Here is a 13085-nt window from a genome sequence, read left to right on the forward strand (position 1 = left end):
GCATTCTACCCGATGCCCCTAGTAAGCTCCACGCTATAACGCTCCCTCTATATCAGAACTGCCTTATTGGTTAGCATTCTCTTTCAGCAAAATTTCAGGCTTGAATCCCGTACAAAAATTCCCCCAGTGCTGACCATTAACATAGAGGGGAACGGATAATGAATTAATTATCTCTCCAGTGTCGCGGATCACTGTTAACAAGAGGAAGGGAGATGTCTGGTTTGCACGTCTAAGTTCAGCACGGCTTGCATTGTACATACGGCGATGTCGACTAAATGCATTATCCTGCTCAAAACTCCCGGTCATCGGCTTGGATATTTTACTGTTATGCGCAGGGCAATAACCGTTCAGATCAAAGGAGCACCCAATTGCAAACTCAGGATTATCTTCAATGAAGCGATCATAGATAGGCTGCATCTCTTGCTCAAAGATATCCGTATAACTGGTATCAAATTTTGCGGGTAGTTGGTCATGGTTTGTACGTACATAATTGCAATCAAACAGCGCTACTCCTTTCTCAACCAGGCGTTGTAATCCATCCTGAACCACCGCAGCACCTTCCTGAGTTTTCCTGAGAATCTCCTCAAAACCACCGTAACCGATACTGAATCTGGATAATAGCTCCTGCATATCCTCTGTCGAACTCTCTAGCTCCAGTGAATAACTGGCTGACAGCTCCATCTCTGATTTGATCGCTCCGGAAAGGTTTGTAATCTCCGAAACATGCTCATGCATATTTTCATTGCTGTATGAAAGCTCTTCGATTGCGGCACTTATCTCATTCATCTGACCAGAAACTGTTTCAAAATCATTGATCATCGCGGTAAATTTTTGACTTGTCTGAGCAATATAACCATCAGTTTCTGTCACATAATCCATGATACTGGAAGCACCAGAGCTCGTATTCTCCACTAATGAAACCATCTCATGGATATTTGTATCGATCTCTTGCGTCGCGTCATTAACTTTTTGCGATAGCGTCCGAACTTCATCCGCAACGACGGAGAACCCTCTTCCCGCCTCGCCTGCACGCGCGGCTTCAATAGAAGCGTTCAACGCCAGCAGATTCGTCTGATCCGAAAAATCCTGAACCAAGGAGAGTACCTTCAAAATATTATTTGAATTTTCTGAGAGCTGATGAACCACTTGCTGAAAATCTGATACCTGATGCTCAATAGCACGCATCCGTTCTTTAACCTGTGACATCTCATCACCTGCACTGCGAATCTCACCCAGGTTATTGTCATTGCTCACAGATATTTTCTGAGTATGGTTTGCTATACCACTGATCGCTTGGGATGCTTCCTGACTTGCCTGAAAAACTTTATGCGCTTGCTCTTCCTGCTGCTGAGCAGACCCTTTAGCTTCGATAATAATCTTTTGAAGCTGATTTGAATTGAGAGAGACCTTAACGCTGTGCGCTCGCGTTTCAGCAATCATCTGTTTCAAACTTGTTGAAAAATCGTTGTAGCTTTTAGCCAAAGTAGATATTTCATCATGGGTGTAATCAGGAAGGCTGGCCGAAATATCACCATCGTTATCTTTTACCGCCTGAAGCACGGATGTGATATCAGAAATAGGCCGAAGTAAAAGGTGACGTAAAAAAAAGATACTGAATACAGAACTTATCAGTGCAATCACAAGAAACAGAGAGCCAAGCTGAATGAGTAGTTCATTCATCTTCGCAACCCCTTCATACACAGCAGCATGCACCCCCAAAATAGACTGAATTAACTTAAGCTCCAGATAAACCCAGTACCCGAGTAGGGCAAACCCAATTACGGGCAGCAGCAGAAACAGAACATTACCAGAAATTTTTTTAGTTAGTGAATCAAATAGCGCCCTTTCAATTGCGTTATACATACCCACGTTAAGCATTCCTATTGTTGTTATTTTTAATAAATACTACTAAAGACGCACCCACCCAACAAACATCAAGACACACTAAATACAAATACTTACACACTTTGAGTATCACGTTACTTAAAATTACTTTTTGTTACACCTGAGATCAGGTTAAAACAATTCAAGAAAAACAATTCAACAAAAACATACAACCTACTGTTTTATTGGATGATTTTATTCATACCCTCAACCCAGACACTCATAACCATCCTTGAAGCCCTTTCACAAAACAAATAACCACACAAAATAAATGACACAATTTACATGTTAAGTATTGATTTTATGTATCACTTTAAATAACCTAAAAAGGCAATCAACACATATAACTACAAAAAAACGACTTTACGAGGTTTAGAACATGGCTTCACACGACAAGATCGCCAATACAATGGACATGCCACCAGCAACTCCTCAGCCGAATATTTATCCGCTGAGTTGGGAAACAAAGACATCAAAAGCAGAAGAGATCTGGGATGCATCCCTGCGTGAAGCATGGAACCCTAAAGATCTGCCATGGGATACGTTTGACGTCGAGAGCTATTCTTGGGAAGAGCGTGAAGCGATGGCTTACTGGTGGACACTACTGTCCGTATTCGACGCATCTGCGCCTCCAGTATTTGCTGAAGCTTTCATCAAAACTTATGAAGATCATGAAGAAGATGCAATCCGCCGCTGTTTCTTCTCAGTAACACGTGATGAACAGAACCACGAACAGATGTGTGGTTTGGCTATCACTAAGCTTCTGGAATGCAACAGCCCACTGGAATATGAGCCAAAAACCGATCTTGGTAAGCGTCTGAAACGTAACGCTGCGTGGTTGTACTATAACGGAGGCCGTTACTGGAATGGTTACAAGCAGGCAGTTCCTAAGTACAGCCTGGCCGTTCTGTTCTCCTCCTTCCTGATGGGTGAGATTGCTGCCGCGACTATCTTCAAGCAGATGTCTCAGAGCTGTGAAGAGATGGTATTCCAGGAAGCATTCAAGAACATTGGTCGTGACGAAGGTCGACACATGGCGATCTGCCTGTCCCTGATGGAGCGTGATTACCCGAACCTGTCTCAGGAAGACAAGTCTGTAATCACTAAGCAGATCCGTGCCGGTTACCTGTTCCTCTCTGCAGTACTGTTTGAGCCGCCAGCAGAGTTCTGGGATCTACCAGAAGACTTTATCTCCACTCAGCGCGAAGCGGAAGCGATTGCTCGTGAAGCTGGTTTCGGGATCCCAACTTACGAAGCTAAGAAGGATAACTGGCGTGACGCTATGCTGAACCTGAAAGCGGTTCTGGATAAGTACGACACTCCTTTCCCTGCAATTCCAGAAGTAGGAATTACTGGTGAGGAAGTCACTCAGGCTGACCTGGATGCTGCAGATATTATTCCTATTTTCTAAGGAATTGATTGCAGTCAAACGGTAAATCGCAAGCCAAAGGGTTCCCTTTGGCTTGTTCGTACCTGACGTATACAAACCAAACAGTCTATGCAAGTTTGTCCAGGAGAAGATTATGGGTGTAGTTAAGTTAGCCCCCTCAGGTAAAGAAGTAGAAGCAAATGCAGGTGAAACCGTACTGGAAACACTAGAACGTCACGGCTACGCCCTGCCAAATAACTGCCGAGCCGGTGCCTGCGGTGAGTGTAAAGTTAAGGTAAATAGCGGTGAATTCGATCAGGGTCTGATTATGGACATGGCCCTATCTCAAGAGGAGCGCGCAGATGGCTACGGCCTGATGTGTATGTGTAAACCCCTTTCCAATGAAATTGAGATTGAGTGGGGCACAGAGGACGCGCAACCAAAATTATTTCCGCCATCAGAAAATATCCGCTTTATTGTGGTTGACCGGATTGAGCGGACACCACGTATCACTGAGATCCGTATTCGCCCGGTGGGTAAACAGATGCGTTACTGGCCCGGTCAATATGTCATGGTCAATGATATCGAACGCAAAATTACCCCTCGCTGCTACTCAATTGCCAACGCCCCAACCAATGACGGTGAAGTTGTACTGCAGATCACTCGCGTACCCGAGGGAGAAACCAGCAACTGGGTACATGACAATCTATTTCCGGGCAGCATGCTAAACGTTTCAGGTCCATATGGCACATTCATCGGTGACCCAAGTACCGATGGCCCAGTACTATGCCTAGTTGCTGGTACAGGCCTTGCTCCTATCCTATCACTGGCTGATGCTGCACTGCGTCGCGGCTTCAAACAACAGGTTCACCTGATGTTTTCCGCACGTCAGGAGGAAGATATTTATGACAAGGGCCTGATGGCGTTCTGGAATGCTAAGCACCGCCGATTCAAGTTCATTCCAACACTGACTCAGGAAGAGAAAGAAGGCTATCTACATGGCCGTATCCCAACCATCCTTGGAGATCATTATCCTGACTTGTCCCGCCACTCAATCTATATTGCTGGCAGTCCTGAGTTTGTTGATGCATGCGCTGAAGCAGCTAAGAAGCTAGGTGCTAATGAAGAGATGATTCATAGTGAAGGTTTCTTCGATCAAGCGCTACCAGTTGCTCCTGAAAGCGACCGCCTTGTGTAACCGCCACCATCACCTAAAAACCTGCATTTATTGCAGGTTTTTTTTGTGAATAAAAAAAGGAGCTTAAAAAGCTCCTAAAGAATTCAAGCGATTAACAACGCTTGAGAGTGAATACCCCAGAAGGCCGATTCTGAAGTACAGAGAGGAAAATGGTTGTTCTGAAGAGGAAACTGCTTAGCTTTAACAGGCCGATTCAGGGATAGAAAAGAGGGGGGAAGCGACTCCCCCCAAACCCAAACTTACGAGCCAGTAAGCAGAGCGTGTGGTTATCATGTTCTCCGAAGGGGTGGAGTAACAATCAACCCACGTTTAACGATTAATATTGACGACCTGAATCGTGGTGTATTCGAGCAAACCTTCCTGACCGAACTCAACACCGAAACCCGACATTTTGCAGCCACCGAAAGGCGCATGAGGTAAGACCTCAGCATGCCCGTTAATCCAGGCTGTTCCACATTCCAGCTTTGAAGCAATCTGTTGACACTGTTCAAGGTCAGTTCCCCAAACAGAGCCACCCAAACCATTTTCACTGGCATTCACAGCTGCTACCGCAGCATCAATGTCAGAGTAAGCGATCACAGGCAGTACCGGACCAAACTGTTCTTTATCAACAACGGCCATACCATCCTGTGCACCTGTCACGATCGTTGGCGCAATGAAGTAGCCTTCATTTTCAGGAATATCAGCGCCCGCATGGACCTTAGCCCCACACGCTTTAGCATCCGCAATGAGGTTGCTTACAAGATCATATTGCATCTTATTCTGCAGGGGACCAAAGCTGATACCCTCTTCAAAGCCCTGACCCACTTTTTGCTGAGCCGCAATAGCAATCAGCTTATCAGTCAGCTCTTCATACTGAGACTCATGCACATAAAGACGTTTTAAAGCTGCGCAGGTCTGACCCATATTAAGGAAAGCAGTCTGAAAAATACCTTCAGCGATTGCATCAAGATCCGCACCAGGCAGAACAATACCACCATCATTTCCACCCAACTCTAAGGTGAGGCGCTTCAGATTAGACGCAGCGCTGCGCATGATGTGTTGACCCGTAGGCGTCGAACCGGTGAAAACGATCTTACGGATTTTGTCATGAGCACTCATTGCAGGCCCAATTTCCGTTTCATCTGTCAAAACATTCACCACACCCGCAGGAAGAACATCATTCATCAATTCAACCAGACGGAGCGTATTAAAGGGCGTTAAGGGTGATGGCTTAACAACTACGGTATTACCGGCACGCAGCGCGGGCATAATATGCCAGACTGCGATCATTAGCGGCCAGTTCCAAGGCAGAATAGAGCCCACTACACCAATCGGCTTACGGTGCATCTCTATCAGCTTATGCTCACTGTCCTCTACGATCTCAACAGGGATCTCCAGCTCTGCCGTGTAGCGAGTCCAGCCAACTGCACCGCCAACCTCCATCTGAGCCAAAGGCAGAGGTTTGCCCTGTTCGGTAACGATAATCTCTGCCAACTCGGCAGCATTTTCTTCAATTTTATCCGCAATCTTATGTAATAGCGTTTTTCTCTCTTCATGAGAGCTGTGCTGCCATTCCTTGAATGCTGTTTCAGCAGCATCTACAGCCTGATCAAGCTGATTCACCGACGCACATGGGCACTCTGCAAATGCCTTTGCTGTAGCAGGGTTAATCACAGGATAAGTGCCCTGTTCACCAGCAACAGCCTGTCCGTTAATAATCATTGAGTATTGTTGAGTCATAAAAAACGCCTTAACTATGCAGGAAAAGAGTACCGGGCCCGAAAGCCCGGTATTCGTTTGATCGTTTTTCCGAAGGGGTTAGAAAGGTACGATCGCAAGAACCTGGAAGTATGTGTTGGTGTCGTCACTGCCCTGAGTGCTGCTATTAGAATCAGGCGTATAGAAACCAACCAGTGGACTAATGATCAGATGATCATTAACAACCCACTCTGCGTAGATATCCAGCTCCTGACCATCATTTGCATCGGTACCACCAGCAGTATTGCTGAAGTCGAAGAACAGTGCGCCGACAGCCAGTGTTTCAGTTGGTGCGGCTTTTACAGCCAGATGATGTACATCAGTATCACTGTTAAATGGGCCGGCATAGTTAGCAGCTACCTCACCCTGGAACCATGTACCGTAACCACGGTTAAAACCGAAGAACAGTGGGTCAAAACCTTCATCAAAGGTGCTGTAACGGTAGTTTACGCTAGGCGACCACGCCACATCAGCAAACGTCCAACCTGCTTCAACATACCATGCATCACCATCTTTACGTGAAGCATCACCCTGATCCTGCGTCACAAACTCACCAGAAAGGAACAGATTCTCTACGCCAGCACTACCCTGGTAACGAAGACTAAAGGTTTCCTGACCATCACGATGAGTCAGACCCAAAACACCTGCTTCAGTATCATCAACATCCAGACCTTCCAGATACATCGCACCGAAAGTACCCGTTTCTGTTACATATTCCAGATTGATACCGGCCAACTCTGTACTTGCCTGCGCTGCGTTATCAGATTCGATCCAGAAGATATCTGAGCGAAGACCGGAATCACCGCCTACACGAACAATTGCTGTTTTATCAAACGCCTTACGTGCTGCCAGCCAATATGCGCCACCACGATCAGATTCGAATCCAGGCACTCCGCCAGCCAGCGCATCATCCAAACCTTCACCAAAGTTTAGTGAATCACCGTTAATCAGAAAACCGTCACCGAAGGAGATATTCTGACGACCGATGGAGATATCAAACATATCGTTACGGTAACCGATGTATGCATCTTCCAGATCAAGCTCACGCTCATCACCGGTTTGGATACCCATCGCATCACCGTCACCCCAAGTACCGGACGCCAGTAAGCTTACTGCACCGTACGCTGCGGCACCGTTTTCCAGGTTACGTGTAGCACTGATACCCGCTTTGATATATGCCTCTTGCCAATCACGGCTTTCACCTGTGTTAGCCAGACCCACTGTGTCATAGGTCTCTTCACTGCTAAAAGCACCCAGGATTGCTTCCACATCCAGATTTACTTCACCAGCATCACTGGTATGCAGGTTATAAGCATGAACAGGCATTGCTACCGCTGCGGTAACCGCTGCTGTTAGCAAGGATTTTGCGAACATTTTTTTCATCTGGATGGTTCCTCCACCGTCACAGTCATATCTTTGTTGTTATAGCTGCTGAAATAGCAACTTTGATTACTCGATATTAAAAGGACGGTGTAAACCAGATTTGCGAGGAATGTCTTTATTTGTTTAGAGATGTAACAAAACGTAACAAGAGAGGCTTAGTCTAACTAAACTGCGCACCCTGCTGACTTAACCAGCCGAGCACAGTTCTCTGCTGTGCCTCGCCAATTCCCTCAGCCAAAAGCCGGTTTTGCAGTTCAACTAAGCTTGAAGTCTCATGATAGGCATTAACAACAGGTGCTAACGGAACCCCTGAGAGATGCCAGATACCCAGCGGCTGATCCGGCGTGGTAACAACATCCACCAGTTCAACCAATCCGGCATTTACAACGGGCCGGGGATGAACTTCCACTTGTGAGATATCCGGCGGTAGGTGAAGAGGCTGATTATCTGGCCAGGCCGCACGCGTCTGCCAGAATGACTGTTGCGGCCACTGCTGCTCCATTGCGTAGAAGTCTCTGCCGATTCGAGCAAAACGGTAGAACAGTTCCGTGATTCTCAATTGATGGAACTGTTGCGCCAATCGGGAGCGCTGAGGTTGAGATAATAGGGTATTGATGACCGCAGGTGCCTGCAGAGAAGAGGAGAGAGTTTGGAAAATCCCATTTCCCGACAGCGGATCCACGGACATCGCAGCATCCCCCACCCTGATCCAGTTATCTCCAACCGCCTCTTCGCATAAGATCGGCGTACTGGTGCGGGCATGAATTTCACCGGTGGGTTCCGCATCGGCAAGAAACGGTCTTGCCTGTGTCAATTGAGCCAGTTGCTCATTACAAAAATCGACCAATCTCGATTTTTCAGGTAGTACAGTGCTCGCCACATCAAAAGTTAGCTGAAGGTAACGCCTGCCATTTTCATCGGCAGCCATCCACGCCCATCCCTGCTCAAAACTCTGCACAGCGGAACAGCGCGCCATCGGCTCACCCTGCCAGTATTGCAGCAACGATACCGTTTCAGCCCCGCGAAGGCGTTTAAGTTTTGCAGATGGTGCGGATCTTCCTCGGGCTTCAACAAGATAATCAGCAGAGATTGATAGCAACTGACCACAGGAGTCCACACTGATTTCATGCCCAAAGGGCGCACTTTTCAGCTCTTTAACTCGCCCCTGAATGACATGAATACCCTGGATGGCGAGATCCATCATCAGCGCCTGATCAAACGCGGTCCGGTCAATTAAACGCTCTGTGTTGGCCTGATTACTTTCCCCATTCCAGGTGACAAATCTTGCACTGGGCTCCGGTAGGTCCTTAAGCGCATGAGTGAAGCCTGCACCTTTAAGCCCCTCAACAACGCGCTCGGAAATCCCTTCCATCGCTTTAAAAGGGCGAGCTTCGGTTATAACTGTAATATGCTCATAACCCAATTTCTTTAAGCCAATGGCTACTGCAGCCCCGGAGGGGCCTCCACCTAAAATCACGATGTCACGCTGCTGACTTAACATTGCTACTCCTTCACCGGATAGCCGTAGATCTGATTTAATATAAACGATGTTCAGGGCCGAAGTAGGCCGCGCGCTGTTTTAACCTAGCTGCAAGCTCATTAAAATCAAGCAGACCGGATTCCGCAAATAGTTTCGCAATTTGACCTGACATATGAGCACAACCCAGGCTGGCCCCCGCTTTTGACTGCACCTGATCGAGACCAAGGACATGACCACCAAAATCAGCAAACTCGGTCTCAAGACATGAGATTTCATTCAAAGTGCAGCGGGCATCCCCTGTCATCCTGAAAACACCCGGATAGGCGGATGGGTAGACAGGATCGCCTCTGGCCGGGGATGATGCACAGATGATAACCCCCTGCTGAACCGCTCTCTTCACAGCCTTAGCCAGCACCTCCCGATCCTGACGTAATCCAAGGCTCAGATTGATCAGCTGAACGCCCTGCTCACGTAACCAATCAATTGCAGCAGCCACCTGTATTGGAGTGGTTACTCCCCTTTGATCGAAAACCTGTGCTGAATAGATCTCTGCAGATTCCAGGTGATGATGAATAATCTCGATTATCCGCGCCCCGTGATCCATGGCATCAAACTCACACGCTCCCATCCAGAGAGCACCCTCCTCCAGATAAAACGAAGCAGAATCGATAATCTGTTGCTGCTGGTCTGGCCGAAATCCACTATCAACCACACCGATAGAAATGGTCATACGAACACCTCCGCAGCGGGTCTATTGCTATCTTCATCAATCAGCTTCCCACCCTCCAGACGGATACGTTGATCGGCGCCTGAGAGCGTTGATGCCCTATGACTGATCAGAATACGGGTTCGATCGCTAAATAACTGATCAACAGCTGCAATCACTTCCGCTTCTGTCCGCTCATCAACAGCCGCTGTGGCTTCATCCAATACAAGAATTCGAGGTTTTTGCAGAAGAGCCCTTGCGATAGCAATCCGCTGCCGCTGGCCACCCGATAGCTGTTGCCCTCGTTCACCCAACTCGGATTCTAAGCCTTGGGGCAGTAGCTCAATCAGCTCCTGAAGCCGGGCTGATTCAGCAGCATTTTCAACCTCCTGATCCGTAGCATCTGGAGAGGCATAACGTATATTCTCCTTAAGAGAGCTGCGGAAAAGGACAATATCCTGACTGACAACAGCCACCTGCTGCCGTATCTGAGCGGGATCCACTCTATCAATCGCGACCCCATCCAACGCAATGCAGCCGCTGTCGGGAATAAAATGACGCTGGAGCAGGTCAACCAGAGTTGATTTTCCAACACCTGATGCCCCAGTCAGGGCAACTTTGCTCCCACCGCTGATGCAAAGATCAGCTTGCTGAAAAACCGGTTCTTTACGCCCCGGATAGGTAAAACTCAACCCTGTAATCTGAAGATTTCCCTCTCCTGATTCAGGCAATGAGCACCACCGTTCTGCAGGAGGCACCTCCGCCTGATGCAATCGTAATTCGTTCACTCGCCCAAGACTGACACTCATCCGCTGAATTGCAACGTACAGACCTAATAAGCTATTCACAGGGCCTACAGCCATACCCAAGTAAGTTGAAAACGCAATCAGAGCCCCCAATTGCCACTGCCCCTCGATCACCCAGTAGCCACCGATCAGAAATGCTGCCGCACGGGTTAATGAGGTCAGGGTATTAGGGATTGCCTGGGTAAAAAATTCAGTCACCTGAAGCTTTAGCAGATCACCCAGATAATGTTGATTCAGACCTGACAAGCGTTCTTTTTCCCGTTTTTCCTGTCCAACTGACTGTATAAATTTCATCGCAGGCAGGGTTTCAACCAGAAAGCTGGAAATATCAGCAGAGCGTTCACGTAACCTACGGGTCTGCACCTCAACCTTCTGGCGCATCCACCGTAACCAGAGCAGTTCAAGAGGAATCATTATCAGAACCAGCAGGGATAACTTCCAGGAGAGCAATAACATCATTACCGCAGCACCCACCAATCCCAGAACACTACTCACGGCAGAGAAAAGACTATCCACCGCGAAACGCTGAATCTGCGCTACATCACCATCCAGACGGGAGATCAGGTCACCGATACGGTGTTTGCCATAAAACAGCGGGGATAAAGTCTGCAGGTGTTGATAGATATCATTTCGAAGCGCAAACAGGATCTTGCCTGAGAGCTGAGTGTGCAGATATCGATTGATACCCGACAGCAGCGTACTGAAGATCCCGAGGAAAATCATTGAGATCGCAACAGCCACCAGCACCGAGTAGTCTTTTGCGATCAAGCCATCGTCGATTAACATCTTGGTGAGCCAGGGCTGCAACAACACCATCATCGACGCGACGACCGAGAGCAGTAGCAAACCTAAAATCGCAGTCTTTTGTGGTTTTACGAAACTGTATAGCCAGCGAAATGCCTGCTCTAACTGCTGCGGATTATCATGCGTTACCGTGCGGGAAAGCCACTTCAACATACCGGGATAGACATCTCATTTTTATGCTTTATATGCAAAAAAGGGGCGATCAAGATCGCCCCTTTATCTATTACCTAAGTATTTACCCTAATCTTAGCGCTGTACTTTTGCAAGGCGTAGATCAGAAGTAGACATATCACCACTCAACTGGATCGAGCCAATTTTTTCCAATGTTTTCGGATCATGGATGGAGATATCACTTGAAGTTCCACCGATATAGATCTTACTACCGTCCTGCAACATATTGATGTTGTAGTAGGTGTGTTCCATTGGGTGAACAGCCAGTGTTTTACCCTCTTTCACATTATGCTTGGACAGCTGATTGAATGAGCCATAAACAATATCCTCATTGTTTGGATCAGTCAGCCAGTTGAAGACGATAAACTCAAAAGGCAACACTTCACCGGTGGTCACTTCACCTGTCTTCGTGTCTACTTTGGTCATACCCCAAAGGAACTCTGCCTTCTCCATCTCACCCGGCGCACCGTTCCACTTAATCGTGAAATACGGCATGATGTATTCACCGACATGCTCACCCAGGCTATGCATAGCAAAGGCATCCGGTGGAACCCAACCCTCAGGGCTACGATCCCAGTTCTGTAATTTAGCCAGTGTACGCGTTTCGCCATTTTTAGGGTTGATCGCCTTAATGTCAGCACCACCCAGAATCACTTCACCGGTTTTCTCGATAAAACCCAGCTTAGTGATACGACGATCTACAGGAAACGTACGAACCGGTTTAGCATTCATACCATCAGCTGTGTTGAAAACTGCCAAGCGAGGCTGCAACGCTTCAAAATGGTCTTTATGCAGTTTTACCGGATTCTGAACTGTATAGAGCTCTTTACCGTCAGCGCTGACGGACATCGAGATCATGCTCTTAACCTGCTCTTTCGATGAAGACTGCTTCAGGGAGAAAACAATTTTACAGTTATCAATATTGAAACCGTAAACATCTTCCCACTTGTTGGTCATGACATAAGCGATCTTCCCATCCGGAGAGGTTGCAATACCTCCGTTACCAAAGATGCCAGGTACGTCACAACTGCGTAGTACCTTATCCGTTTTGGTATCGATAACATGCAGCTGATTCGGGCGAGTCACCGTCAACATGTACTCTTCAGTAGCAGCCTGGGTAGTTAAACCTGTACCCAACAACGCAAGGCCGGTCATCACCATACCCAGTCGTTTTGCCGGGCGGATTATCTGTTTAAAATTCATCTCAGTTATCCCCTTACTCAGATTCCGGGAAGACAGCATCAATCTTGCGCCAATCTTCATCCGCTTTAGCCACATCCTGAGACCAGTTCGGATGAGTAGACATTGTGTCTGGTACCTGTGCAGGCCACCAGCAAGCATCCGCACAACCATAGAGATCAGATTCCATTGGCTGGCACAAAGAGCCCAATCCACCAAATGGATCAACCTCCCAACCCGGATCGTTTACTGAGGTACAGCCAACGACTGACTGCATTGCAACTACTTCTTCCACATCATCCTGGGAAACAGCAGCATCCAGCATTTTTGCTTTCTTATTGAATGACTTTAAGTGTTTCATTTTG

General features: G+C 47.5%; 10 protein-coding genes. 2 read left to right on the top strand and 8 right to left on the bottom strand.

Translation table 11 applies throughout. The features are described 5' to 3' along the window. Positions 1-63 precede the first annotated feature (63 nt). Positions 64-1863, bottom strand: a complete 1800-nt coding sequence (locus tag Q0882_RS02035) for a methyl-accepting chemotaxis protein (protein WP_299177304.1) — start codon at positions 1861-1863, stop codon at positions 64-66. Positions 1864-2263: 400 nt separating this feature from the next. On the opposite strand from Q0882_RS02035, the gene Q0882_RS02040 reads away from it, so the two are divergent. Continuing rightward, positions 2264-3295 (top strand): hypothetical protein, encoded by a 1032-nt coding sequence (locus Q0882_RS02040; RefSeq protein ID WP_299177307.1) that lies wholly within the window; start codon positions 2264-2266, stop codon positions 3293-3295. Positions 3296-3407: 112 nt separating this feature from the next. Continuing rightward, complete coding sequence (locus tag Q0882_RS02045) at positions 3408-4451, top strand: 2Fe-2S iron-sulfur cluster-binding protein (RefSeq protein WP_299177309.1); 1044 nt, start codon at positions 3408-3410, stop codon at positions 4449-4451. Between the two features lie 309 nt (positions 4452-4760). Here Q0882_RS02045 and Q0882_RS02050 read toward each other — a convergent pair whose 3' ends face one another. The 7 genes from Q0882_RS02050 to qhpC form a co-directional block, all read right to left on the bottom strand. Beyond that, the gene (locus Q0882_RS02050; RefSeq protein ID WP_299177312.1) at positions 4761-6173 is read right to left on the bottom strand and encodes an aldehyde dehydrogenase family protein; all 1413 of its coding nucleotides are present in this window, start codon (positions 6171-6173) and stop codon (positions 4761-4763) included. Positions 6174-6251: 78 nt separating this feature from the next. Next, on the bottom strand, positions 6252-7574 hold the full coding sequence (locus Q0882_RS02055; protein WP_299177315.1) for a hypothetical protein: 1323 nt from the start codon (positions 7572-7574) through the stop codon (positions 6252-6254). A gap of 160 nt (positions 7575-7734) precedes the next feature. Next, the gene (locus Q0882_RS02060; protein ID WP_299177318.1) at positions 7735-9075 is read right to left on the bottom strand and encodes an FAD-dependent monooxygenase; all 1341 of its coding nucleotides are present in this window, start codon (positions 9073-9075) and stop codon (positions 7735-7737) included. 34 nt (positions 9076-9109) lie between these two features. Next, positions 9110-9784 (bottom strand): S8 family serine peptidase, encoded by a 675-nt coding sequence (locus tag Q0882_RS02065; protein ID WP_299177321.1) that lies wholly within the window; start codon positions 9782-9784, stop codon positions 9110-9112. Then, positions 9781-11523: an ABC transporter ATP-binding protein gene (locus Q0882_RS02070; protein WP_299177324.1), complete on the bottom strand. Its 1743-nt coding sequence runs from the start codon at positions 11521-11523 to the stop codon at positions 9781-9783. The genes Q0882_RS02065 and Q0882_RS02070 overlap by 4 nt, the downstream gene beginning before the upstream one ends. Before the next feature lie 93 nt (positions 11524-11616). After that, positions 11617-12744, bottom strand: a complete 1128-nt coding sequence (gene peaD / locus Q0882_RS02075) for a quinohemoprotein amine dehydrogenase subunit beta (protein WP_299177327.1) — start codon at positions 12742-12744, stop codon at positions 11617-11619. A 13-nt stretch (positions 12745-12757) separates the two neighbouring features. After that, the gene (gene qhpC / locus Q0882_RS02080) at positions 12758-13081 is read right to left on the bottom strand and encodes a quinohemoprotein amine dehydrogenase subunit gamma (RefSeq protein ID WP_299177330.1); all 324 of its coding nucleotides are present in this window, start codon (positions 13079-13081) and stop codon (positions 12758-12760) included. Positions 13082-13085 lie beyond the last annotated feature (4 nt).

This window comes from uncultured Neptuniibacter sp. (assembly GCF_947498015.1).
In the GTDB taxonomy this organism is placed as follows: Bacteria; Pseudomonadota; Gammaproteobacteria; order Pseudomonadales; family Balneatricaceae; genus Neptuniibacter.

Excerpts from the sequence above, each read along its gene's own strand:
- Q0882_RS02070 (WP_299177324.1), bottom strand. The coding sequence starts at position 11,523 with ATGTTGAAGTGGCTTTCCCGCACGGTAACGCATGATAATCCGCAGCAG.
- qhpC (WP_299177330.1), bottom strand. The coding sequence starts at position 13,081 with ATGAAACACTTAAAGTCATTCAATAAGAAAGCAAAAATGCTGGATGCT.
- Q0882_RS02045 (WP_299177309.1), top strand. The coding sequence starts at position 3,408 with ATGGGTGTAGTTAAGTTAGCCCCCTCAGGTAAAGAAGTAGAAGCAAAT.
- Q0882_RS02065 (WP_299177321.1), bottom strand. The coding sequence starts at position 9,784 with ATGACCATTTCTATCGGTGTGGTTGATAGTGGATTTCGGCCAGACCAG.
- Q0882_RS02050 (WP_299177312.1), bottom strand. The coding sequence starts at position 6,173 with ATGACTCAACAATACTCAATGATTATTAACGGACAGGCTGTTGCTGGT.
- Q0882_RS02040 (WP_299177307.1), top strand. The coding sequence starts at position 2,264 with ATGGCTTCACACGACAAGATCGCCAATACAATGGACATGCCACCAGCA.
- Q0882_RS02060 (WP_299177318.1), bottom strand. The coding sequence starts at position 9,075 with ATGTTAAGTCAGCAGCGTGACATCGTGATTTTAGGTGGAGGCCCCTCC.
- Q0882_RS02055 (WP_299177315.1), bottom strand. The coding sequence starts at position 7,574 with ATGAAAAAAATGTTCGCAAAATCCTTGCTAACAGCAGCGGTTACCGCA.
- peaD (WP_299177327.1), bottom strand. The coding sequence starts at position 12,744 with ATGAATTTTAAACAGATAATCCGCCCGGCAAAACGACTGGGTATGGTG.
- Q0882_RS02035 (WP_299177304.1), bottom strand. The coding sequence starts at position 1,863 with ATGTATAACGCAATTGAAAGGGCGCTATTTGATTCACTAACTAAAAAA.